The sequence below is a fragment of the Nonomuraea angiospora genome (assembly GCF_014873145.1).
Taxonomy (GTDB): domain Bacteria; phylum Actinomycetota; class Actinomycetes; order Streptosporangiales; family Streptosporangiaceae; genus Nonomuraea; species Nonomuraea angiospora.
Genome location: NZ_JADBEK010000001.1, coordinates 7,604,130 through 7,627,247, shown reverse-complemented (window position 1 = coordinate 7,627,247; position 23,118 = coordinate 7,604,130). Strand labels below are relative to the sequence as shown.

The window sequence follows — 23,118 nt, the reverse complement described above, 5'->3', positions numbered from 1 at the left end:
TGAACTCCTCTAACTGAACCGATGGTCCAGTTAATATATGGACCACTGGTCAAGTTTGTCCATGGGAAAGAATGACTGGATGGAACGTCGAGAGCGGGCCGACGCCGCGCGCAACAGGCAGGCCATCCTGCGGGCGGCCGAGGAACTGCTGCGGCGGCACCCGCCCGAGCAGGTCTCGGTGGAGCGGGTGGCGGCCGCCGCCGGCGTGGGCAAGGGGACGGTGTTCCACCGGTTCGGGAGCCGTACGAGGCTCATGCTGGAGCTGATGAGCGAGCGGGCGCGCGAGTTCGAGCAGGCGTTCACCGAGGGGCCGCCGCCGCTGGGGCCGGGCGCGGAGCCGGTCGAGCGGCTGGTCGCCTTCTTCGCGGACCTGACCGTGCTGGCGGCGCGCAACGGGAACCTCGTCAGCGCCATCGAGCACGCCAGGGTCACCACGAAGGCCCACGGCGAGCAGCGCAGGGAGGAGAACCCGATCTACCGGTCCTGGCACCGGCACGTGTCCCGGCTGATCGCCGAAGGGCGGTCCGACGTGGACGCCGAGCAGATCGCCCACATGCTGCTCGGCACGCTGCACATGGAGCCGATCGCGAGCCAGCTGCGGGCCGGGCAGCACGAACGGCTCGCCGCCGGCTTCGCCGACCTGGTCAGGGGGCTGCTGCGGTAGAGCCGGCCTGGTCAGGGGGCTGCTGCGTCAGAGGGGCAGGTGGGGGATCGCCGCGTGGAAGGCGGCGACGGCCGCCCTGATCGCCGGGTGCTCGCCGTTCCCCTTCCTGAACGCCGCGAGCGTGCGGCGGCTCAGCGGCAGGCGGGTGAGCGTCACCCCGGCCGGCGGGTCGATCGCCGCCAGGTGCGGTACGAGCGCGACCCCCTGCCCGGCGGCGACGAACGCTAGCACGGTGTCGAAGTCGTCGATGTGGTGCCGTACGAGCGGCTCGAACCCGGCCGCCTGGCACGCCCGGATCGCCATGGTGTGGCAGAGGGTGCCTGGCCTGTCGGTGATCCACGCGTCGGCGCGGGCGTCGGCCACGGAGGGCCGGTCGGTCAGGTACATCGGCTCGCTGAACAGCGGCTCCGTCTCGATGGACGCGTCGGTCACGGGCGGAACGAAGTCGTACTCGTGTACGAGCGCCACGTCCAGCTCGCCCGCCCGCAGCGCGGCCGAGACGTCGGCGGGGTCGATCTCGGAGACCATCGGCACCAGCCCGGGATGCGCCCCGGTCAGGTCGACGAGCGCCGGGGGCAGGAGCACGCGGGCCGCCGTCGGGAACGCGCCGATCCGCAGCGGCCCGGACGGCCCGCCACGGGCGGCGGCGAGCGCCGCCGACGCGCGTTCGAGCTGCTCCAGCACGGCGTGCGCGTGCTCGACCAGCAGGCGCCCGGCGGGCGTCAGCGCCACCGTGCGGCCGGTGCGCTCCAGCAGCGGCACGCCCGCCTCCCGCTCCAGGGCGCTGAGCTGCTGGGAGACGGCCGAAGGGGTGAACGTCACCGCCTCCGCGACCGCGGCGATGGTGCCGCGCCGGGCGAGTTCGCGGAGGAGGTGGAGCTTGCGCGGGTCGAGCATAAGCTCAGCTTAATCTCGACCGAAGAAATCCGCGCTGGACCTAACGGGTCCGGGCAGGACAGGCTCGAACCATGCTGAGAGGACTACACGTACCGCTGGTCACCCCGTTCACCTCGTCGGGAGAGGTGGCCGTGGACGCGATCGAGAAGCTCGCCTCGGACTACCTCGACCAGGGCGCCGCCGGGCTGGTCGCGCTGGGCACGACGGGCGAGGTGGCCGCGCTCGACCCCGGCGAGCGGGAGCTGGTGATCGAGGCGTGCGCGCGGGTGTGCGCCGAGCGGCAGGCGCTGCTGACGGTGGGGGTGACGGGGAACGACACGCGTTCGACGGCCCGGGCCCTGCAGGGCCTGCCCTCGGGGGTCGGCGCCGCGCTGGTGACGGTGCCGTACTTCCTGCGGCCGGGCGAGCGCGGCGTGATCGCGCACTTCGAGGCGCTGGCGGAGGCGACGCCGGTGCCACTGGTGATCTACCACATCCCGTACCGGACGGGTCAGGCGGTCCGCGCCGCGACCTTCCGGCAGCTGGGCGCGCACCCGATGATCGCGGGCATGAAGTACGCGGCGGGCGGGATCGACCAGGACGCGGTGGACCTGCTGGGGGACCTGCCCGAGGGGTTCGAGGTGGTGGGCGGCGACGACGCGTTCATCTCGCCGCTGCTCGCCCTGGGCGCCGTCGGCGGGATCCTCGCCTCGGCGCATCTGCAGACCCGCGGCTTCGTCGAGCTGGTGGAGGCCTGGAACGCGGGCGACGCGGCCAGGGCGAGGGCGCTCGGGCACCGGCTGGCCAGGCTCTCGGCCGCGCTCTTCGCCGAGCCCAACCCCACCGTGATCAAGGGAGTGCTGCACGCCCAGGGCCTGATCCCGACCCCGGACGTGCGGTTGCCGCTGGTCCCGGCCGGGGAGGCGGCGGTCTCACAGGCTCGCCTGATAGCGGTACATCCAGGCGAGTGACTCCTGGCTCGCGCTCTTCTTCAGGAAGAACGGCAGCATCAGGTCGCGGAAGACCCGGGCGACCGGGCCCGCGGCCTTGCTGTTGCTGATCGTCCTCGAGTACGCCACCACCCGCTCCGCCCTGGGCCGCCGTTCGGCCTCGAAGCGCTCGAACGCCTTCGTGTGGCTCCCGCTGTCGCGCAGGCACCTGGCCAGCACGACCGCGTCCTCGACGGCCAGCGAGGCGCCCTGGCCGGAGCTGGGTGAGGTGGCGTGCGCGGCGTCCCCGATCAGCAGGACCCGGCCGCGGTGCCACACGGGCACCGGCGGCAGGTCGTAGATCGGCGACCCCGGCCCGACGTCGCTGCGCCGGATGAGCTCGGCGGAGAAGTTCGCGTCGTCCTCGAACGCCCTGACCAGCACCGGCTTCCAGTCCTCCGGAACGTCGCCGAGCCGCCGGGGCAGGTTCGCGAACCACCAGGTCTCGCCCGGCTCGGGCACCGCGCCCATGGTCGCGCTCGCACGGGGCTCCGCTGGTGACGCAAGCTGCCGCTCTCCGCCCCAGGCTCGCCGCTCCGTGTAACCGAAGAACGCGCGCTTGCCGAAGACCATGTTGTAGACGCCCGGCTCGCCGGTGAAACCGGCGTCCTTGATGATCCCGCCGAAGCTGTAGAGGCCGCTGTAGCGGGCGGCGGGGGCCTGCGGGTCGAGGATCGTGCGGGTGCGCGAGTGCACGCCGTCGCACGCGATCAGCAGGTCGCCCGTGGCCTCCGTGCCGTCCGCGAACCTCGCCGTCACCTTCCTTTCGCTCTCGTCGTACGAGACCAGGCGCTTGCCGTACGTGACCTCGATGCCGCGCCGGGTCGCCTCGTCACGCATGGTCCGGTAGAGGTCGGACCGCAGGACGGTATGGCTCACCGTGCCGTCGTCGAGCCGCAGCCCGTTGGCCACCTCGCCCAGCCGCTTGCCCGATCCGCTCCACATGACCATGCGTGGGGTGGGAATGGCCTGCGCCAGGACCTTGTGGTGCGCGCCCAGCACCCGGAGCGCGGCCAGGCCGTTGGAGGCGACGTTCAGGAACGAGCCCACGTCCTCCGCGCCCTGCTCGTACGCCTCGAAGATCTGGGCGTCGATGCCCACCTCGCGCAGGGCCATCGCCGTGACGGGTCCGGCGATGCCGCAGCCTATGATCAGAGCCTGCATGGTGATAACCTTTCGTTCGGTCGAACGAAATATATGCGGAGGCTTTACCTGTGTCCAGAGATATTTCGGAGCGGCGAAAGAATTTGCTGGAGGCCCTCAGCATGGCCGGGCGGGACAACAGCAACGCCGCCGTGATGTACCACACCGCCATGGGCGAGCGGCTGGGGCTCGGCATGACCGAGGAGAAGACGCTCGACCTGCTGCAACGCATGGGGCCGCTGACGGCGGGGGAGATCGGCCAGCACGCGGGGCTGGCCCCGGCCACCGTCAGCGGGCTGATCGACCGGCTGGAGTCGAAGTGGCTGGTGCGGCGGGTGCGTGACACGCGGGACCGGCGGCGGGTCATCGTGGAGATCAACTACGAGCGGCTGGCCGGGTTCAGCGAGCTGTTCGAGCCGTTCGTGGCGGCGTTGGGGGAGCTGTACGAGCGGTACACGGATGACGAGCTGGAGCTGATCCTCGACTACGTCACCCGAGCCACGGCCCTCCAGCGCGCGGCCACCCGCGACCTGACGACGTAGCCCCCGCCGTCCTCGGGGGCCGCCCCCTCCGCGCCGCTCATCACGCGCGGTCTCCAGCACAGACGCCCTGCACATGGCGCGCCGGGGTCGGCGGATGGCGGTGGCGATGTGCGCCGGGCGCGGTGGCCGGTGGTCGTCGGGTGGTGGTCGTTGAGTGGTGGCGTGCGGCGGCTTGGTGCGGCAGGCGGTGGTGGTGTGCGGCGGCCTGGTGCGGCAGGCAGTGGTGGCGTGCGGTGGCTCGGGCGGCGGCCGGGTGGTGGCTTGTCGTGGCGTGCGGTGGCGGGTGGTGGCCTGGTGCGGCGGGCGGTGGATGGGTTCGCGGGTGCCGCACCAGGGTGGGCCGGCGCTAGCGGTCGGCTTCGCGGATGGCGGTGCCCACCTCGCTCACGCGGTCGGCCAGCAGGCCGAGGGCGCCCACGGCCCGGGCCATCGGGTCGTCGTCGGCGCCGCCCAGGGCCTTGGCCTTGAGGTAGGCGGTCTTGATCTCCGCCCAGCGTCCGGCCTGGGCCGGGGTGAGGCGGCCGCGCAGTTCGGCCAGCTTGAGCAGGTTGGCCTCGGCGTCCGTGGTCAGGGTCTGGGCCTCCCCCAGATAGTGGTCGTCGATCACCGCTTCCAGCTCGGCGTCGTTCATGGCGGGGACGATGCGCTCGGCCAGCTTGTTCATGTTGCGGTAGGAGCCCTGCAGCCGGTACGGGGGCTCGGTGCGGGCCGCGTCGGACTGGGCGGCCGAGGCGATGTAGGCCTGGTTGTTGGCCAGCACGACCTCCTGGACGCGTACGAGCTTGGCCAGCACGCTGAGGATCTGGTCCAGTTCGGGCTTGCTGTACGGGTGACGGAGCTGGTCGGGCTGGACGGTCGTGTCGCCCCTGGCGAGCCGTACGAGGAGCTCGACGTCCGCGCGGTCGCGGCCGGAGAGCGGCGCGAGCACCGGGTTGGAGGTCAGCGCGTTGTCCACGTAGCTCAGCGCGAACAGGTCGTCCTTGCCCGACAGGACGTCGCCCAGGTTCCAGACGTCGGCGCGGTTGGCCAGCATGTCGGGGATGCGGAAACGCTGTCCGGACTCGGTGTACGGGTTGCCCGCCATGCACACCGCGAACCGCTTGCCGCGCAGGTCGTACGTGCGGGTGCGGCCGTTCCACACGCCCTCGATGCGCCGCTGGGCGTCACAGAGCGAGATGAACTTCTGCAGCAGCTCCGGCGAGGTGTGCTGGATGTCGTCGAGGTAGAGCAGCGTGTTGTTGCCCGTCTCCAGCGCGAACGAGATCTTCTCCACCTCCTGCCTGGCCGTCGCGTCGGGCGCGTCCGCCGGGTCCAGCGAGGTCACCTCGTGGCCCAGGGCGGGGCCGTTCACCTTGACGAACACCAGGCCCAGGCGGCTGGCCACGTACTCCATCAGGGTCGTCTTGCCGTAGCCGGGCGGTGAGATGAGCAGGAGGAGACCCATCTGGTCGGTGCGCTTGCCCGCGCCCGCCGCGCCGAGCTGCTTGGCCAGGTTGTCGCCGATCAGCGGCAGGTACACCTCGTCGAGGAGGCGGTTGCGGACGAAGGCGCTCATGACCTTGGGCTTGTACTCGTCCAGGCGCAGGCGGTGGCGTTCGGCCTCGACCAGCTCGCTCCTGCGCCGCTGGTAGGCCCGGTACGCCGGGACCCGCTCCCGGCGGAAGCGGCGGGTCCGGGTGAGGAGCTCGTCCAGCCGGATGTCGAGTTTGCGGTCCTTGATGCGGGGGTGGGTGCCCAGGAGGCCGTCCACGGTTTCCTGGGTGGCGGCGCTGGAGTCGTGCCGGGGGACGTCGCACAGCTGCACCGCGATGGCCTCCGCCACCTCGGGACCCTGGTGGTAGGCGGCCATCCAGGCGTGGGCCAGTTGCAGGCGCTCGGAGAGGGGGACGCTCTTGAGCTCCTCCTCGAACTCCCGGACCTTGGCCGGGCCGAGGGTCTGCCGGAAACCGTCGAGGAGGTCGCGCGCCGCCTTGCTGGTCACGAACCCGAACGGGCTGCTGCCCAGCTCCTCGACGAGATACTCCCCGGCGAGCCCGGCCCCCGCCCCGATGCCCGCGTCAACCGCCGACCCGGCGCCCGTGCCCGCGCCCGTGCTGGGCGCCGTCCCCGTTGTGCCGAGTGCCGCCGCACCCCATCCCGCCGACCCGGCGCCGGTGGGTGCCGCGTCGGGGTGGGTGGGCGCGTGGCCGGCGGTGTGAGGTGCCACGCCTACGACACCCGGTGCCGGCCACTGGTGGGCCGCGTCGGTGGGGCCCGGCGCAATCGTGCGGAGACCTGCCAGGAAGCCGGCGATCAACGTCCCCAGCTCGACCGCCAGCGAGTCCAGGGCAGGGGTGGGGCCGAAGACGGCGCGGGCGCGGACGAGCGACACGGCCCGCGTGGTGAATGTTTTACGTGAAACCTCGTCCATCCCGAACGCCCAGAACAGCTGCGCCGCCGCCCGCACCTCGGCCGGGTACCGCAGCAACCCCGCCCCCGACCGCAGCCGTACCAGCACGTCCAGGATGGCAGCGGCGTCGTGGTCGTGGACCCCGCGCTCGTACCCCTCGTCATAGCGCGACTCCACCGCCTGCCGTACCGCGTCCTCAAGAGCGGCCCCAGGGGAGAGGGAGTCCAGGAGCGAGGCGGCCAGGTGCTCGCCCCGGTACACCTCAGGAGTCTCCGACACCAGCAACTGGTCCCAGAAGGGCCGGGTGTCGGCGAAGGAGGCGGGCACCGGCGAGCGGTAGTCGGTCCCGGTGATCGCGAAGTACATGGACTGGTCGTGCGGCACCAGCGTCAGGTCGATGGGCTGGGTGTTGACGGCGAAGCGGTGGCGGCCGAGCCGGAGCGTCTCGCCGCCGTCGGAGAAGAGGTCGAGGCGATCCCGGAGGGCCCGCCCGGCCTCCTGCTGGGCGGATTTGACGCGCCCGTCCAGCTCCTCAGCCCGTACGGCGTCCCCGAACGAGCGCAGCTCCACGGCGGCCGAGCGGACCTTGGCCACCATCGGGTCGGTGGCGAAGTAGGTGTTGACCTCGTCCAGGGAGCCGAGCGTGCCGAGGCGGCGCGTGATGCTGCCCAGGATGCGTTCGGCGGAGGCGAAGACGCGGTCGGCGCGCCGGGCGAGGTCGTCGAGCTGGGTCTGCTTGCGGGCCGAGAACGCCTCGTAGACGTCCTCCCGCTTGGCGGAAAGCTGCGCCGCGAAGTCGTCGAACTCGCCGAAGCGCGACTCCAGGGTCTCCACCTGCAGCATCAGCCGCCCGAGCTGTTCGTCGCACTTGGCCGGGGTGTCCGCCATGGCCAGCGCGCCCGTGATGGCCTGGCCGAGCAGGGCGAACTCGGCGGCGAACGCGGCCCGCCCCTCCGCCCCGAGCAGCTCGCGCCGGCGCCCGTCCAGGATGGCGCGCGCCCGGTTCACCCCGCCGAGGACCTCGGCGATCCGGCCCAGGATGGAGGTGCGCACGGTCGCGTCGGCGATGTCCAGCGAGCCGACGACCTCCGTCACCACCTCCAGCCCCTCCGCCTGCGCGGCCAGCCGGTCCGCCACGGGGGCGGCCTCCGCGACCGTGCCGATCCCGGCCGCCGCGGCGGCGAGCTCCTCGACGGCCGCGTGGTAGGCGGTGAACGCGTCCGCACCCTGCAGGAAGCCGACCGCCCGCCTGCCGACGGAGGCCAGCTCCTCCGTCACGGAGGAGGACAGCGCGTCCAGCCCGGCCAGGTCGATGTAGCGGGTCTCGCGCAACGTCACCAGGCGACCCTGGGCCCGCCGCAGCGTGGCCAGCGTGTCGACCCAGGCGTCCGCGGTGACCGGGCTGCCGGAGCGCGCCTCGCGTACCAGGTGGGTGGTCTCCTCGGAGGCGGTGGCGAGCGCCTCGGCGGCCTGGCGGGTGAGCTGCTCGACGTTCTCGTACTCGTCCAGCACCTGCTCGGCCGTGGCCCGCACGTCGGCGAGCGGCCCGCTCAGGCCGTGCTCCTCCAGCCAGTGGTAGGAGTCGAACGTCCGCGTGCAGGCGGCGATCAGCCCCTCGAACGTCCCCGCGGACGCCGCCATCTCCTCGACCATCCGCGACACGGACAGGCAGTCGGAGATGCCGCGTACCAGCTCCGCGTTGCCGATGCGCTCCAGGGGCCCCGTCCCGGCGGGCTGCGCGGCGGCGTAGGTGTCGGAGACGTACGGCGTCTGCCAGACCTGCATCGGGTGCACCCGGGTGGGCTCGTCGGAGGTCGCGCGGAAGACCACCATCGTGCCGTCGTCGAACAGCGAGTAGCCGTGGCAGACGATGGGGTTGGCGACCTCCTTCCTGATCACGTTGTACGGCAGCAGCAGCGAGCGCCCGTCGCCCCTGGCGTGGAAGACGTACAGGACGTCCTCGCCGTTGGGCGAGCGGACCACCCGCTCGAACTCCAGGTCCGTCACGTCCGTGTCGAACGTCTTGCTGGTCCCGGTCGCCAGGTAGTAGCCGCCGGGGAAGATCAGCCCCTGGTCCTCGGGCAGGCGCTGGCACGCCTGGCCCAGGCCGTCGAGCCTGATGACGGCCTTGGTGCGGGTGTTGAAGACCAGGTGGCGCCACTCGGTCTCCTTGTACGGCCTGATCCGCATGAGGACGAGCGGCCCCACCTTGGCGTACTCGACGTCGGCGTCCGCCAGGCTCTGCAGCTGCTCGGCGACCGGCTCGGCGTAGATGCCGGCGCCGGTCTCCGTGTTGTTCTCGATCTTGATGGTCAGGTCGCCGCCGACCGTCTCGACGAACACCTCGCCCTCGATCGAGATGTGCGGGTGCCGTCCGAGCACGTGGTCGTCGCGCGTGGTCGGCGTCCACTCGAAGTCGTGGGACGGGGGAAAGGTGTGGTCACGCTCCCCCCGGTTGTCCAGATATTTCGGGACTCCGCCGTTGTCGACCGCCCACCGCAGCACCCGCAGGTCCGCCGGTCCCGTCTGGAACACCGCCAGCAGCTTGCCCTCGACCCGCCGCAGCTGCTGCAGCCTGGTCTCCTTGTAGTACCGGTACAGCTCGGCGAAGTCCTTCTTGAACGCCGGATCGCCCAGCGTCTCCAGCTTGTCGGCGTCGAACCTGAACGCGTCGCCGTCCCGGGAGAACCGGTGCACCGCGAACACGTCCGCCACCGCCGTCTCCGGCTTGAGCCCGATGAAGACGTTGTAGCCGAAGAGCATCACGTCGCCCAGGGAGACGATGTCCCTGGGGACGCAGTTGTTCTCCGTGCGGATCCGTTCGGTGCCCAGCAGGCGCAGCTCCGCGCCGCCGAACACCTTCAGCCGCGCCCCGTTGAGCGCCTCGGCCGCCGCCGTCAGGGTCTTGGCCTGGGCCTGGAGCCTGTTCCTGAGGACCTCATAAGTCCCCGCCTCCAGTTCACCCGCCTTCAGCTCAGTCACAGGACCTCCGGCCCTGTGACTGGCAGTGCTGTGTTCATTGGTGCCCTCGCTCCGCTCGGTCACCGAGCGGCTCCGGCGAGCGCCGCCACGGGGGAGTCGGCCACGCCGAGCCTGCGGGCCGTCTCCAGCAGCTCGCCGAGCGCCGTCGCCTGCGGGCCGCCGTCCTGGATGAGCCGCATGAGGAGGGCGGAGACGGTCAGGTTCTTGATGTCCTCGCTGCGCACGCCGCCGACCAGGTTCGCCAGGTCGGCCGCCAGGCTGGCCGAGCCGTTCACGTACGGCGAGACCAGCGCCCCCGCGACCTCCGAGTGGTCCACGAACCCGTCGACCACCTTGCCAGCGGTGATGGACCCGACCACCTTGTCGAAGAACATCGTGTCGCCGCCGACGATGTCGATGTTCGCCTTGGCGAGACCGGCGGCCAGCACGCTGGCCTGCGACTCCGCGACCTGCCGCGACACGTCGATGTGCTTGAGCCTGATCTCCTTGTCGGCCTCCAGGCGCAGGCGGTACTCCTCGTGCGCCCTGCTGGCCTCGTCCAGCGCCGCCATCGCGGCCGCCTTCTGCGTGAGACCCTCGGCCTCGGCCTTGAGCTTCTCGCCCACCGCGGCCGCCCCGGCCAGCGCCATCGCCTGCTCACCCTCGGCCTGCGCCTTGAGCCGGTCGCCCTCGACCAGCGCCATGGACCTGGCGCCGTCGGCCTCGGCGGCCAGCCTCTCCTTCAGCACCAGCGCCTCCGCGCGGCCGACCTTCTCGATGGCCTCGGCGTCGCGCTCCTTGACCTGCACCTGCGCCAGCCCGGCCGCGGCCGACTCGGCCTGGATGCCCTCGGCCAGCCGGATCTTGGCCCTGGTCTCCAGCTCGGCCGCCTGCTGCCTGGCCTCGGCCAGCACCAGCTCCTCGCGGGCCCTGAACTTGGACGCGGCCTCCGCGGCCTCGGCCGCCTTGATGTCCTTGACCAGGTTCTCCTGGGCCTCGGCCTCGGCGGCGATGATCACGGTCTGGCGGGTGCGCTCGGCCTCCTCGACCACGCGCAGCCGCTTGATGCTCTCCTCCTGCTCGGCCACGGTCTTGTCGACCGCGATGCGCTCGCGGATGACCTCGGCGATGGTCCGCTTCTCGGTCTCGACCTCTTTGTCCTTGGCGATGCGCGACAGCTCGGTCTCCCGCTCGCGGGCGATGACCTCCAGCAGGCGGTCCTTCTCGATCCGCTCGGACTCGATGGCGATCACGCGCTCGCGGTTCTTCTCGGCGACGGCGATCTCGCGGGCGCGGTTCTCGTTCTGCACGCCGAGCTGCTCGTCGGCCTTGAGGTTCGCGCTCTGGGCGCGCAGCCGCTCCTCGGCCTGCACGCGGGCGATCTCCGCCTCCTCGCGGGCCTTGACGGTCTCGATCTCCCGCCGCTGCTTGAGCTCGGCGTCGGCCTGGCGGCGCTGCAGCTCCAGGATGGCCTCGCGGGCGTCGACGTTCTGGCGGGTGATCTCCTTCTCCTCGTTGCGCTGGAACTCGTTCGTGCGCACGTGCTCGATCGCCGTCAGTTCGGTGATCTTGCGGATGCCCTGCGCGTCGAGGATGTTGCTCTTGTCGAGCTGCAGCAGCGAGGTCTGCTCGAGGTAGTCGATGGCGGCGTCCTCGAGGCTGTAGCCGTTCAGGTCGGTGCCGATGAGCCGGACGATCTGGTCCCTGAACTCGTCGCGCTTGGTGTAGAGGTCCACGAAGTCGAGCTGCTTGCCGGCCGTCTTGAGCGCCTCGGAGAACTTCGCGCTGAACAGCTCCTGCAGCGTCGACTCGTCACTGGCGCGGACGGTGCCGATGGCCTGGGCGACCTTGATGACGTCCTCGGCGGTCTTGTTCACGCGGACGAAGAACGTGATCTTGATGTCGGCCCTGATGTTGTCCCGGCAGATGAGCCCTTCGCGGCCGGTCCGCTCGATCTCGATGGTCTTGACCGAGATGTCCATGGTCTCGGCCTTGTGGACGACAGGTAAGACGACCGCGCCGGTGAACGTCACGTCCACTTTGTTGACCTTGGAGATGATCAGCGCCTTGCCCTGCTCCACCTTGCGGAAAAGGCGGCCTATGACGACGACCAGGCCAATCACGATGACCAGGATGACGGCGAGAAATACGCCGAAGCCGGTGGAGATGACGTCCATCAGTGCTCACTTTCGTAGGGCATGACCCAGAAGAATTCGCCGTCTTTGTCGTATTCGAAGATGAGTGCGTTGTCGCCGCGGGCGAGGCGGTCCTCGCCGGTGGTGCGTACCTGCACGACCGCGGACGAGCCGTCGGCGGCGGTGACCTCGGCCTGGCCGAAGTCGGAGGTGGCCGCGCCGGTGCGGATCACACACATCTGTCCGACGAAGTCGCCACGCGAGTGCCGGTCCCCGGCGGGGAACAGCCTGCGCAGCGGACCCAGCAGGCCACGGATGGCCAGCCAGGCCCCGACCGGCGCGGCGAAGGGGACGGCGATCATCAGGCCGCCACTCGCCACCACGCTGCCTATGAGGCAGAGCAACCAGGCCAGGGCAATCAACAGCGAAAGCACGATCCCGGCCGGGACTCCCCCGAGGCCCAGCCAGGTGGCGTCATCTTCCAGTTCGAACAGCCCGGTGATCACGGTCAGCCAATAGCCGATGACCACCACGAGAAGGAAAGTGAAAATGACAGTCGGAAAGCTCAGTACGGTCTCTAAGAACTCGATCATCCCGCCCCGTGTGCCCATCCCCCGTTGATGTCCTGACGGACTATATACAGATAAAGCGCGACTAAAGTGGAAAGTTCCCGAAAAGTCTGGCGACTTTCCCGGGGTTGACCTCCACTTAGGTTGAGGTTGCAGGCTGGGGCCCATGACTGACGTGATGAGAGCCGCGGCCTTCGCCGAACCCGGCGGCCCGGAGGTCCTGAAGGTGATGGAGCTGCCCGCGCCGCAGGCGGGTCCCGGCGAGGTCCGGGTGCGGGTGCGTGCGGCCGGCGTGCAGCCGTTCGACACGGCCGTACGGGCGGGGTGGTTGCCGCCGTACACAGGGCCTACCCCCTTCCCGCGCATCCCCGGCAACGAGTTCGCGGGCGTGGTGGACCAGGTCGGCGACGGGGTGAGCGGGGTCTCCGTGGGGGACGAGGTGCTCGGGTTCTCGGCGCTGTACGCGTACGCCGAGTACATCGTGGTGAAGGGGACCGACGTGGCGCCCAAACCGGCGGAGGTGCCGTGGGAGGTGGCCGGCGGGCTGACCGCGGGCGTGCAGACCGCCGAGCTGGCGATCGACGGGATCGGCCTCGCGGAGGGCGAGACGCTGCTCGTCCACGGCGCGGCCGGGGCCGTGGGGACGGCGGCCGTGCAGATCGCCCGGCGGCGCGGGGCCACCGTGATCGGCACGGCCCGCGAGGTCAACCACGACTACCTGCGCGACCTCGGCGCGATCCCGGTGGTCTACGGCGAAGGGCTCGCCGACCGGGTACGCGCGCTCGCCCCGGACGGCGTGGACGCCGCGCTCGACGGGGCCGGAGGCCACGCGCTGGAGGTCTCGATCGAGCTGGTCAAGGACCGCGGCCGGATTGTCACGCTGGCCGAGCACGGCAAGGCGGCCGAGCTGGGCGTCCGGGTGGTGCAGGGGCAGCGCTCCGCCGAGCGGCTCGGGCGCTACGCCCGCCTGTACGCCGAGGGCGCCTTCAAGTTCCCGGTACGCAGGACGTACCCGCTGGAGGACGCGGCGGAGGCGCACCGGGAGGTCGAGACCGGCCACGGCCAGGGCAAGGTCGTCCTGACGGTCTAGAGGCGGTGCCGCACGGCCTCGGCGACGGCGAGGCCGATCTCGTCGAGCTCGGTCTCCTCGTCCTTGACGTCCCACAGGGCGTTCTGCAGCACCCGGCCGAGCGTCCACCCGGCGGCCCGCCGGGGGTCGAGGCCGAGCCGGTCCACCATGAGGTCGAAGCGGCGCAGCACGCCCCGCGTCACGTCGCCGGTCGCGACCACGTCGTCCCAGCGGTTGTGCAGGGCGGGCAGCAGGTCGAACCCCGGGTCGCCCGCCAGCGGCTTGGGGTCGATGCTCAGCCACGGCTCCCGTTCGGCGGCCAGCACGTTGTCGTAGTGCAGGTCCCAGTGCAGCAGCCGGTCGCCCGGCTCGGAGACGAGCTCGCCGACGGCGCCCGCGCAGTAGCGCATCCAGTGGCGGTCGCTCTCGCGCGGCAGCTTCGCCACGGCCCGGTCCACGTCGTCCAGCATGGCCCGGGCGATGTCGGCCAACCGGCGCAGCCCCTCGGGCGCCTGGTAGGACACCAGGCGGGCCAGGAGGTCCGCGAGGATGCCCAGGGCCTTCATGTCGTCCGGCATGCCGGACAGGGACCGGTCGGCCTCCAGGCGTTCGAGCAGCAGGGTGCCGGTATCGGGGTCGGAGTCGAGCAGCAGCACCGACGCGTCACCGGCCCAGGTGCGCAGGCCGGGGGCCTCGGTGGCGTTCTCGTCGGTGACGGGCTGGAGCTTGAGCGCCGCCTTCGTCCCGTCCTCGCGTAAGACGGGCAGCACGAGGGACACCACCCCGTGCCTGGGCTCCCCGTCCAGCCGCAGCGCCCACTCCTCCAGGTAACGCTCGGCCAGCGCGGGGAGCGCCGCGGACCAGGCGCGACCGGCCTCCCCGTCCCATTTCACGTGCGACTCGGTCAACGCCGCCGGCACCTTGATCCTCATGCCCCCAGCCTGCCCGAAAGCGCCGGCTCAGAAGTGCCAGGGGTACGGCGACCAGTCGGGCTCGCGCTTCTGCAGGAACGAGTCGCGCCCCTCGGCCGCCTCGTCCGTCATGTACGCCAGCCGCGTCGCCTCGCCGGCGAACACCTGCTGCCCGACGAGCCCGTCGTCGATCGCGTTGAAGGCGAACTTGAGCATGCGCTGCGCCGTCGGCGACTTGCCGTTGATCTTGCGGCCCCACTCCAGGGCCGTGCGCTCCAGCTCCTCGTGCGGGACGACGGCGTTGACCATGCCCATGCGGTGCGCGTCGGCCGCCGTGTAGGTGTCGCCGAGGAAGAAGATCTCGCGGGCGAACTTCTGGCCGACCTGCCGCGCGAGATAGGCCGAGCCGAAGCCGCCGTCGAAGCTGGCCACGTCGGCGTCGGTCTGCTTGAAGCGGGCGTGCTCGGCGCTGGCCAGGGTGAGATCCGCCACGACGTGCAGGCTGTGACCGCCGCCCGCGGCCCAGCCGGGCACCACGCAGATCACGACCTTCGGCATGAACCGGATGAGCCGCTGCACCTCCAGGATGTGCAGCCGGCCGGTGGCCGCCGAGCCGTCGGCGTACTGGTAGCCGTCCTTGCCCCTGATGCGCTGGTCGCCCCCGGAGCAGAAGGCCCATCCGCCGTCCTTGGGCGAGGGGCCGTTGCCGGTGAGCAGCACGCAGCCGACGTCGGTGGTCTGCCTGGCGTGGTCGAGCGCGCGGTAGAGCTCGTCCACGGTCTGCGGGCGGAAGGCGTTGCGCACCTCGGGACGGTTGAACGCGATCCGCACCGTGCCCTGGTCGACTGCCCGGTGGTAGGTGATGTCGGTGAAGTCGAATCCCTCGACCGCCTGCCACGCCTTGGGATCGAACAGTTCGGAGACCATGCGCCAGAGCCTAACCGATCTGTCCCTCGGCCCACTCGGCCCACTCCTGCTGGGCCTTGCCCAGGCGCAGGCCGTATTCGAGGCTGAGCCGGCCGTACGCCGAGAGGTTGTCCTCGCGGTTCTCAAGGAACTCGCGCAGGCCCTCCAGGTGCTCCACGTGCTTGCGGACGTGCTCGGCCTGGTGGCGGAGGTATCCGCGGGCCTGCTCGGGCGAGACCTGGGCCAGGAAGAACACGCGCAGCAGCATGTCGCTGCGCAGGACCCTGGCCGGCTCGACCTCGGTGATCCAGTGGCGCAGCTCGGCCAGGCCCGCCTCGGTGATCGCGTACTCCTTGCGGCCGCGCGGGCCCTCGGCCGACACGTCCACGAGATCCGCGTCGGCCAGTTTGCCCAGCTCCGCGTAGAGCTGGCTCTGCGTGGCGGGCCACACGTTCGACAGCGAGATGTCGAACATCTTCATCAGGTCGTATCCGCTCGCGGGCCCCTCGGAGAGCAGTCCCAGCACGGCGTGTCGAAGGCTCATATTCCTATGTTGACATATCGAGATAGGAGGTTCTAGTTTCGACATGTCACTTTAGGAATGTGGAAGGACATCCCACCATGCGCGGTCTGCTCGGCTTCCTGCCCTGGATCGTCTACGCGGTCATCGCCACCGGCGACGAGTGGCGCTGGGGCGCCATCACCGGGCTCGTCATCGCCCTCGGCCTCGTCGTCATCGACCGCAGGGCGGGCAGGGCCTGGGACGAGATGGTGATCGAGAGCAGCGCGGCGCTGTTCTTCGCCTGCCTCACGGCGCTGTCGCTGGTGGCCCCGCACTCGCCGCTCACTCCGTACGGCCCCGCGCTGGTCAACGTCTGGCTGGCGGGCACCGCCTGGGGCTCGCTGGCCATCGGCAAGCCCTTCACGCTCGGCATCGCGCGCACGATGGCGCCGAAGGAGGTCTGGGAGACCCCGCGGTTCCACCGCGTCAACGCGGTCATCACCACGGTGTGGGCGGCGGCCTTCACCGTCGCCGCGGCCTCCCTGACGCTCGTGCTTTCCGTCTCACCTCACGCGACGACGCTCGTCATCGCCATCAAGGTGCTCACCTTCGTTCTGCCCGCCGTCTTCACGGCCTGGTATCCCAAGCGCGTGCGGCCGGCGCCGGCTAAGTGACCTCCGCTCGCAGCTCCGCGAGCAGCTCGCCCTGGTCGGCGAGCATGTCGGTGAGAATCCTGCGGGCAGCCCCGAGCAGGTCGGCCAGCTCGGGTGTGGCCAGCGTGTAGACGACGGTGCTGCCCTCGCGAATCGCGCTCACGATCCCCGCTCTACGCAGGACGGCGAGCTGCTGGGAGAGGCTCGAGGCCTCGATGTCGATCTGGGCCAGCAGATCCCGGACGGGAAGCGGCCCTTCCTGGAGTAGCTCCAACACTCGGATGCGAGCGGGGTGGCCGAGCGTTCTGAAGAAGTCGGCCTTGGCCTGGTGGACCTCCACGTGCATATAGCCCAGACTAATCCAGCGCAGTTGCATAATTCTTCAAGTCGTAACGTTGTTGGCTAGGATGACAGCGGGGACTAGGGAGTAGCCATGGGCCGAGGAAGAGCCAAGGCGAAGCAGACGAAGGTCGCTCGCCAGCTGAAGTACACCAACCACAACATCGACTATGACCGGCTTCGGGAGGAGCTGGGAGCCGATGCGCGCCGCGAGGAGATCTACCCGCCTACGGGGTCCGAGCAGGAGTCCGAGCGCGCGCAGTGACGCGGGTCAGGTTCGCGGGTGCGAGCGTGACGTTCTTCAGCCGCCTGGCCTCCGGCGCCTGATCGGGTGCCGTGAGCTCCAGGCGGTGCAGTACCTCGCGGATGATGACGCGCATCTCCAGCAGCGCCAGCTGCGCGCCGACGCAGAAGCGCCGCCCGCCGCCGAACGGCATCCAGGCCCTGCTCTGGGGCCCGTCGAGAAAGCGCTCCGGGCGGAACTCGTCGGGTTCGGGGAAGGCGGCGGGGTCGTGGTGCACGAGCGGGATGAACGGTCCGGCGTACCATCCGGCGGGGATCTCGTACTCACCCAGCTGTAGCGGGGCGTCGAGCATTCTCGGCGCCTCGTAGACCACCGGCCTGACCCGCAGCACCTCCTTGACCACCGCGTCGAGGTAGGTCTCGTCGTCGGGGAGCCGGTCGAGGATCTCGGGCATGCGCAGGAGCCGCTCGAAGGCCCAGGCGAGGCCGGTGGCGGTGGTCTCGTGCCCGGCGAGGAGCATGGTGATCAGCTCGTCGCGGATCTCGTGGTCGCCCAGCTCGGTGTCCAGCAGGCGGCCGAGCACGTCGGCGCCTCCCGGCGCGCTCCGGCGGCGGCGGATCTCGTCGAAGAGGATCGCGTCCACCTCGGCGCTCACCCGTACGAACCGGGGGTAGGGCCCGAACGGGATCCGGCGGAACCCCTCCGGGAGCATGGGGATCAGCGGCGACCCGCCGGTCTCGATCAGGCGGGGCAGCAGCGCCCGTAGCCGGCTGACGCGCCCGGCGTCCCGGATGCCGAAGATCAGCCGGATGATGATCTCCAGCGTGATGTCCTGCATGCGGTCGCGCAGCGCGAACGGCCTGCCCAGCGGCCAGGTCGCGATCCTTTCCGCCGCAATGGCCGCGATGTCGTCGCGGTAGCCGGCGACCTGCTTGGCGCGCAGCGGTGGGTTGAGCAGCTTGCGGTGCCGCCACCACGGGTCGCCGTCGAGCGTGAGGACGGAGTGCTCGCCCACCATGTGCGCGAGGAACTCGCGCCTCGCCTCGCCCGCGCGCCCGCCGCCGTGGTCGGTACGGAAGACCTGCTCGGCCAGCTCCCCGGTGGTCACGTAGACCTCCGGCGGGAGGCCGGTGAAGCGGACCGTGAAGATCGGCCCGTACTTGCGCCGGAGCCTGGTGAGCATGCCGGGCGCGTCCCGGATGAACCACGCCGTCTGCACCGCCGAGGGAAGCCTCGGCCCTGGAGGAATCATGTCCGACCTCTTCATTGAGATGTACGTACGTTCGTCATAGACATTTGTATACATCTGTAGCATGGATCGCGTGGCACGAACAGAGGCCGGTGGATACCGGGAGAGACTGCTGGCGGGCGCGGTGAGCTGCCTGCAGGAGAAGGGCTATGCCCGTACGACGGCCCGAGACCTGGTCGCCGCCTCGGGCACCAACCTGGCCTCCATCGGCTACCACTTCGGCGGCAAGGACGCGCTGCTGAACGAGGCCCTCGCCGAGTTCTTCGACCAGTGGATCGCCGAGGTCGAGCGGGCGATGTTCAGCTCGGAGCCGGGCAGCGCGCGGGAGCTGCTGGAGCGCGCCATGACGGAGCTGGTCGACAGGTTCGAGGAGCTGCGGCCGCAGCTCGTGGTCTTCGTCGAGGGCTACCCGGCGGCGCTGCGCGAGGCCGCGCTGCGGCAGCGGCTGGCCGAGTCGTACGCCCGCTGCCGCCAGGCGGGCGCCGACATGGTGCGCCGGGCCGTCGCCCAGTTCGGCATCGAGCTGCCGGTGCCGCCCGAGGTGCTCGTGTCGGTGCTGGTGGCCATCACCGACGGGCTGCTGCTGCAGTGGCTGCTCGACCCGGCCGCCACGCCCGACGCCCGGCAGGTCGTCGACTCCCTTGCCGCTCTCTCGTCACTCATCGCGTAGCAAGCCTCTGACCTGGGGAGGAATGTCACCGGCGGGGTCTGGTGGGTTCCTTTCGGTGACGAGGTGATCAAGACATGCGTGTGGCAATCGTGGGTTCTGGAAGACTCGGCGTGCCTCTTGGCCGCCTGCTCTCGACGGGCGGACACGAGGTGTTCTTCAGCGACGCCGACCCTGACCGCGTGGAGGCGGCCACGGCGGCGACCGGCGGGCAGGCCGGGGGCGGCACGCCGAGCGAGGCCGCGCGGTTCGGCGAGGTCATCGTGCTGGCGGTGGGATGGGAGGCGTTCCGCGCCGTGGCGGCGGAGCTCGACGGCGCGCTCTCCGGCAAGATCGTCGTCGACCCCAGCAACCCGATCGCCGAACGGGACGGCCTGTCCGTGGTGGTCGCCGTCCCCGGCGGGCTCACCAGCCCGCAGTACCAGCAGCACGTGCTCGGGGCTGAGGTCCGGCTGGTGCGGACGTTCAACACGAAGTACTCGAAGGAGCTGCTGACCCTGGGGACGGTGGGGCAGCGGGGCGGCTCGCGGGCCGACATGCCCTACTGGGGGGACGACGACGCGGCCAAGAAGGCGGTGGTGCCGCTGATCGAGGACGCCGGCTTCACGGCCATCGACGGGGGCGGCCTCTCCGAAGCCCTCTGACCCTCTCACCGCGTTCTGGCCACCCGCGAACCCACCCCCACTCCCGGCCCCGCCACACCGCGCTCCCACATCACCGCAACCGGCACCACCTGCGGCACCACCACCGCGCGCCGCACCCGCAGCGCTGCCCTCCGCGCCCACAGCGCTGCCCGCCGCACCCCGGTGGGGCCGCCGCGCTGGTCTTTGGCGCGCCGCGTCGGTGGGACGGGGTGCGGTGGGGCCCGGCGCTCCCGTACGGCGGCGCGCCGGGATGCGCCGCTGGGGTCGCCGTGCTGGTGGGCTGGTCGCCGTGCGCGTTGCGCCGGACGCCGCCGTCCTTAGCCCCGCCGACCCGGCGCTTGGAGGGCTTGGGCTGAGGCCGGGGGCCCGGCACCCTCGCGCGGCGGCGTGGTGCTGCTGGTGCACGGTGCGGCGGCTTGGCGGCCGTGCGGTGGCACTGGTCTTTGGCGCGCCGCGTCGGCGGGATGGGGTGCGGGGCGGGGCCCGGCGCTCTCGTACGGCGGCGCGTCGGGGGGTCAGGTGGCGCAGGTGTCGTGGGTGGCGTCGAAGCCCTTGATGGCCTCCGTGTCGTCCGCGCGCAACGGCTTCAGGCCCGTCCAGTCCGAGCCGATCACCAGCACCAGCCGGTTGGTCTGCGCCCCCGCCACCTTCCGCAGCGTGGAGGTCTGGAGGTCGTTGGTGAGGGTGGGGACGCGGGTCTCGCCGTTGGGCCCGTACAGGACGGTGGTCTTGGGTTGTGGCTTGCGGGCCGAGTCGCCGATCTTGGTGATGTGGTAGCCGCGCTGCTCCAGGGCGGCGGCCACCTGGGTGCCGAGGCCGCTGCGCCAGGTGCCGTTGCGGAGCTCGATCTGGATCTTGGTCCGGCCCACCTTGGCCTGGCCGCCCTTGACGCCCTGGACGCTCTGGTCCTTGGCCACGATCTGGAACAGGTGGCCGGCCTGCGGCTGCACCCACTCGACCCGGCCGGGCTGGGTGAGGGAGTAGTGCCAGGGGGTGGTGATGAAGCGGATCTGCCCGGCGTTCAGGCCCTGGAGGCTGGTCGCGAGGTCCTTCATGACGCCGAAGTTCAGGCCGCGGTCGGTGGTCACCGCCTTGGTGCCGGCGTCGAGGATGCCCAGCAGCTTGGCGGGGTCGGTGAGCGTCTCGCCGCTCATGACCTTCTTCACCATCGACGCGATGAACATCTGCTGCCGCTGGATGCGCCCGATGTCCGAGCCGTCGCCCATGCTGTAGCGGGCGCGTACGTAGCCGAGCGCCTGCTCGCCGGTGAGCGTCTGCCGCCCGGCGGGCAGGTGGAGCAGGGCCTTCTTGTCGTTCACCGGCTCGGGCAGGCAGATCTCGACGCCGCCGACGGCGTTGACCATGCTCTTGAAGCCGGTGAAGTCGACCTTCACGAAGTGGTCGATGCGGATGTGGGTGAGCGTCTCGATCGTCTTCCAGGTGCAGGCGATGCCGCCGGAGTTGAACGACTCGTTGATCATGCCCAGGTGGGGCCGCTGGCCGGGCAGGCCGCCGGTGGCGCGGCAGGCGGGGAGCTGGACGAGCGAGTCGCGCGGGAAGCTGACGACCATCGCGTTGTCGCGCTTGGACGACACGTGGACGAGCATGATCGTGTCGGTGCGCTCGCCGGCGATGTGGTGCCCGTACTTGGCGTTCTTGCCGTCGCGCTGGTCGGATCCGACGACCAGGACGTTCATGGCGGTGCCCGCGACCTTGGGCGGCCGGGTGGCGCCGAGGTCGTCGGCGGTGACGTCGATGTGCTTGACGTTGCCGGTCAGCTTCGCGTAGACGCCGACGGCCACGCCGGCGACCAGGAGGACCACGGTCACGGCGACCGCGATCGTCCAGCGCAGCCAGCGGCGGCGACGCCGGGGTGGCGCGCTCGGTTCGGACGGGGGCGCGTCGACTAGCCCGCTGCTCACGTGACTCCAGAGGGACGGGGCCGCGGGCCGCAGCCCATGGCCAAGAGCCTCGCCGTACAGATCTCGGCCGGTTGAACCTGCCCGAGTGTACTCAGTCGGGCGGCTCCATGAGGAACGATCTGTCCCCAACGCCGTCAGTCGGGCAGGTTGACGCGCAGCGACACCGTGCCGCGCAGGTCGAGCCAGGCCGTGCCCGGGCCGCGTACCAGCCGGAGGATCACCTCCTCGCAGCCGGGACACCGGGCGACCAGCCCGGGGCCGGGGCCGTACACGCGCAGCGAGGCGATCGGGCCCGCCAGGCCGCAGCTCGCGCAGCGGCCGGTGGCGGCGGTGACGTCCACGGCGAAGATCTCTCCGAGCGGGCCCGCCAGCGCGTTGCCGTCGAGGTGCTCTGCGGTCATATCAGCTCCCACTATCCGAAACGTTCGGTACGGATGCGCTCGGGCGCGTGCCCCAGCGCGAGCAGCAGGTCGGCCGCCGCCTCCACGAACGCCGTCGGCCCGCACACGTAGCAGTCGGGCTCGAAGCTCGCGGGCCAGCCGCCCTCGGCCAGGTCGTCCAGCATGATCCGCCCGGCCGGTCGGGACGCGCCGGGCGGCGCGGACCTGGTGTAGAGGTAGGAGACGTCGAGCCCCGGGTCGGGGCGGCGCAGCTCCTCGGCGTAGTAGCGGCGGCCGGGGTCGCGCAGCGAGTAGAGCAGGCGGAACGGCACCTGGCTGCCCGCCTGCCTGCGCGCCCTGACCATCGCCATCAGCGGCACGATCCCCGACCCGCCGGCCACCAGCACGACCGGCGCCTTGCTCTCCGGCCGCCAGACGAACCAGCCGCCCACCGGGCCGCGCAGCTCGACCTGGTCGCCGACCTCGATGACCTCGGTCAGGTACGGCGACACCTCGCCGTCCGGGGCGGTCTCCACGGTCAGATCGACGAGGTCGCCGTCGGCGGGGCCGGCCAGCGAGTAGCTGCGCTGCGCGGTGTAGCCGTCCTCGGCCGTCAGCCGGACGTCCACGTGCTGCCCCGCCAGGTGCCCCGGCCATTCGGGCACCCGGAACCGCAGCGTGCGCGCGGTCGCGGTCTCGGTGACGATCTCGGCGAGCTCGGCCGCCCGCCAGACCAGGCGGCGCACCTCAGTCGCCCTCGTAGCGCTGCTCGCGCCACGGATCGCCGTAGTTGTGGTAGCCGGCGGTCTCCCAGAAGCCGGGCCAGTCCTCGTTCAGCAGCCGGATGCCGCGTACCCACTTGGCCGACTTCCAGAAGTACAGGTGCGGCACGATCAGCCGGGCCGGGCCGCCGTGCCGCGGCTCCAGGTCCTCGCCGTCGAAGCGGTGCACGATCCACGCCTTGCCGTCGAGGAGGTCCTCGAGCGGGAGGTTCGTGGTGTAGCCGCCGTAGGAGTAGACGAGCGCGTATTCGGCGGCGCTCTCGACGTCCTCGAAGAGCACGTCGAGCGAGACGCCCTCCCAGGTGGTGTCCAGCTTGGTCCACTTGGTCACGCAGTGGATGTCGACCGTGGGAGTCTCACTGGGCAGCGCCATGAACTCCTGCCACGACCAGCGGTGGGTCTGCTCGGCCTCGGTGTCGATGGCGAATTCCCACCGCTCCAGCGGCACCCGCGGCGTCGGCCCGGCCGACAGCACGGGGAAGTCGTCGACCAGGTACTGCCCCGGTGGCAGCCGGTCGCCGTCCGGCCGGTGCCGTCCGCGGAAACCGCGCGAAATGATGTTCACGTCTCATTTCATCACGC

At 71.1% G+C, this 23,118-nt stretch carries 22 protein-coding genes; 8 read left to right on the top strand and 14 right to left on the bottom strand.

Annotated features, from left to right (window positions below):
* Nucleotides 1-79 precede the first annotated feature (79 nt).
* Nucleotides 80-664 carry a TetR/AcrR family transcriptional regulator gene (locus tag H4W80_RS34685; RefSeq protein WP_192788928.1) on the top strand — a complete coding sequence of 195 codons (585 nt, stop codon included), beginning with the start codon at nt 80-82 and terminating at the stop codon, nt 662-664.
* 27 nt (nt 665-691) lie between these two features.
* Here the strand turns inward: H4W80_RS34685 and H4W80_RS34680 are convergent, their stop codons facing one another.
* The gene (locus H4W80_RS34680) at nt 692-1,561 is read right to left on the bottom strand and encodes a LysR family transcriptional regulator (RefSeq protein WP_192788927.1); all 870 of its coding nucleotides are present in this window, start codon (nt 1,559-1,561) and stop codon (nt 692-694) included.
* A 71-nt stretch (nt 1,562-1,632) separates the two neighbouring features.
* On the opposite strand from H4W80_RS34680, the gene H4W80_RS34675 reads away from it, so the two are divergent.
* Nucleotides 1,633-2,511, top strand: a complete 879-nt coding sequence (locus H4W80_RS34675) for a 4-hydroxy-tetrahydrodipicolinate synthase family protein (protein ID WP_192788926.1) — start codon at nt 1,633-1,635, stop codon at nt 2,509-2,511.
* Here H4W80_RS34675 and H4W80_RS34670 read toward each other — a convergent pair.
* Nucleotides 2,473-3,693 (bottom strand): FAD-dependent oxidoreductase, encoded by a 1,221-nt coding sequence (locus tag H4W80_RS34670; RefSeq protein WP_192788925.1) that lies wholly within the window; start codon nt 3,691-3,693, stop codon nt 2,473-2,475. The genes H4W80_RS34675 and H4W80_RS34670 overlap by 39 nt on opposite strands.
* A 50-nt stretch (nt 3,694-3,743) precedes the next feature.
* Between H4W80_RS34670 and H4W80_RS34665 the strand changes: the two genes are divergently transcribed.
* On the top strand, nt 3,744-4,214 hold the full coding sequence (locus H4W80_RS34665) for a MarR family transcriptional regulator (protein WP_318787203.1): 471 nt from the start codon (nt 3,744-3,746) through the stop codon (nt 4,212-4,214).
* 346 nt (nt 4,215-4,560) lie between these two features.
* Here the strand turns inward: H4W80_RS34665 and H4W80_RS34660 are convergent, their stop codons facing one another.
* Genes H4W80_RS34660 through H4W80_RS34650 form a run of 3 tightly spaced genes read right to left on the bottom strand, consistent with a single transcriptional unit; the run spans nt 4,561 to nt 12,292 of the window.
* Nucleotides 4,561-9,585 (bottom strand): DNA repair ATPase, encoded by a 5,025-nt coding sequence (locus H4W80_RS34660; protein ID WP_192788924.1) that lies wholly within the window; start codon nt 9,583-9,585, stop codon nt 4,561-4,563.
* Between the two features lie 59 nt (nt 9,586-9,644).
* A complete protein-coding gene (locus H4W80_RS34655; RefSeq protein WP_192788923.1) occupies nt 9,645-11,741 on the bottom strand; it encodes a flotillin family protein in 2,097 nt (698 codons plus the stop codon).
* Nucleotides 11,741-12,292, bottom strand: coding sequence for a hypothetical protein (locus tag H4W80_RS34650; RefSeq protein WP_192788922.1), 552 nt, complete (start codon nt 12,290-12,292; stop codon nt 11,741-11,743). Before H4W80_RS34650 ends, H4W80_RS34655 begins: the two co-directional genes overlap by 1 nt.
* A gap of 154 nt (nt 12,293-12,446) precedes the next feature.
* On the opposite strand from H4W80_RS34650, the gene H4W80_RS34645 reads away from it, so the two are divergent.
* Entirely contained in the window at nt 12,447-13,358 is a 912-nt protein-coding gene (locus tag H4W80_RS34645) for an NADP-dependent oxidoreductase (protein ID WP_192793914.1), read from the top strand.
* Here the strand turns inward: H4W80_RS34645 and H4W80_RS34640 are convergent.
* Genes H4W80_RS34640 through H4W80_RS34630 form a run of 3 tightly spaced genes read right to left on the bottom strand, consistent with a single transcriptional unit; the run spans nt 13,355 to nt 15,698 of the window.
* A complete protein-coding gene (locus H4W80_RS34640) occupies nt 13,355-14,269 on the bottom strand; it encodes an aminoglycoside phosphotransferase family protein (RefSeq protein WP_192788921.1) in 915 nt (304 codons plus the stop codon). The two genes, H4W80_RS34645 and H4W80_RS34640, sit on opposite strands and share 4 nt — an antisense overlap.
* A gap of 27 nt (nt 14,270-14,296) precedes the next feature.
* Entirely contained in the window at nt 14,297-15,175 is an 879-nt protein-coding gene (locus H4W80_RS34635; protein WP_192788920.1) for a 1,4-dihydroxy-2-naphthoyl-CoA synthase, read from the bottom strand.
* A gap of 10 nt (nt 15,176-15,185) precedes the next feature.
* Nucleotides 15,186-15,698, bottom strand: coding sequence for a PadR family transcriptional regulator (locus tag H4W80_RS34630; RefSeq protein ID WP_192788919.1), 513 nt, complete (start codon nt 15,696-15,698; stop codon nt 15,186-15,188).
* Nucleotides 15,699-15,775: 77 nt separating this feature from the next.
* On the opposite strand from H4W80_RS34630, the gene H4W80_RS34625 reads away from it, so the two are divergent.
* A complete protein-coding gene (locus H4W80_RS34625) occupies nt 15,776-16,330 on the top strand; it encodes a hypothetical protein (protein ID WP_192788918.1) in 555 nt (184 codons plus the stop codon).
* On the opposite strand, the gene H4W80_RS34620 is transcribed toward H4W80_RS34625, so the two are convergent.
* Nucleotides 16,323-16,655, bottom strand: coding sequence for an ArsR/SmtB family transcription factor (locus tag H4W80_RS34620; protein ID WP_090938046.1), 333 nt, complete (start codon nt 16,653-16,655; stop codon nt 16,323-16,325). The genes H4W80_RS34625 and H4W80_RS34620 overlap by 8 nt on opposite strands.
* A gap of 87 nt (nt 16,656-16,742) precedes the next feature.
* On the opposite strand from H4W80_RS34620, the gene H4W80_RS34615 reads away from it, so the two are divergent.
* A complete protein-coding gene (locus H4W80_RS34615; protein WP_185069452.1) occupies nt 16,743-16,913 on the top strand; it encodes a DUF3073 domain-containing protein in 171 nt (56 codons plus the stop codon).
* Here the strand turns inward: H4W80_RS34615 and H4W80_RS34610 are convergent.
* On the bottom strand, nt 16,876-18,144 hold the full coding sequence (locus tag H4W80_RS34610) for a cytochrome P450 (protein WP_192788917.1): 1,269 nt from the start codon (nt 18,142-18,144) through the stop codon (nt 16,876-16,878). The two genes, H4W80_RS34615 and H4W80_RS34610, sit on opposite strands and share 38 nt — an antisense overlap.
* Nucleotides 18,145-18,214: 70 nt before the next feature.
* Here H4W80_RS34610 and H4W80_RS34605 point away from each other — a divergent pair, with 70 nt between their 5' ends.
* Together H4W80_RS34605 and H4W80_RS34600 are read left to right on the top strand one after the other, a co-directional pair.
* Nucleotides 18,215-18,811: a TetR/AcrR family transcriptional regulator gene (locus tag H4W80_RS34605; RefSeq protein WP_192788916.1), complete on the top strand. Its 597-nt coding sequence runs from the start codon at nt 18,215-18,217 to the stop codon at nt 18,809-18,811.
* A gap of 74 nt (nt 18,812-18,885) precedes the next feature.
* Nucleotides 18,886-19,452, top strand: a complete 567-nt coding sequence (locus H4W80_RS34600) for an NADPH-dependent F420 reductase (RefSeq protein WP_192788915.1) — start codon at nt 18,886-18,888, stop codon at nt 19,450-19,452.
* Nucleotides 19,453-19,967: 515 nt separating this feature from the next.
* Here H4W80_RS34600 and H4W80_RS34595 read toward each other — a convergent pair.
* From H4W80_RS34595 to H4W80_RS34580, 4 genes are all read right to left on the bottom strand, one after another.
* The gene (locus H4W80_RS34595; RefSeq protein WP_192788914.1) at nt 19,968-21,374 is read right to left on the bottom strand and encodes an LCP family protein; all 1,407 of its coding nucleotides are present in this window, start codon (nt 21,372-21,374) and stop codon (nt 19,968-19,970) included.
* Nucleotides 21,375-21,508: 134 nt separating this feature from the next.
* Nucleotides 21,509-21,775: a DUF6510 family protein gene (locus tag H4W80_RS34590; RefSeq protein ID WP_192788913.1), complete on the bottom strand. Its 267-nt coding sequence runs from the start codon at nt 21,773-21,775 to the stop codon at nt 21,509-21,511.
* Between the two features lie 11 nt (nt 21,776-21,786).
* Entirely contained in the window at nt 21,787-22,500 is a 714-nt protein-coding gene (locus H4W80_RS34585; RefSeq protein ID WP_192788912.1) for a ferredoxin reductase, read from the bottom strand.
* Between the two features lies 1 nt (nt 22,501).
* Complete coding sequence (locus H4W80_RS34580) at nt 22,502-23,101, bottom strand: sulfite oxidase-like oxidoreductase (protein ID WP_192788911.1); 600 nt, start codon at nt 23,099-23,101, stop codon at nt 22,502-22,504.
* Nucleotides 23,102-23,118: the final 17 nt, after the last annotated feature.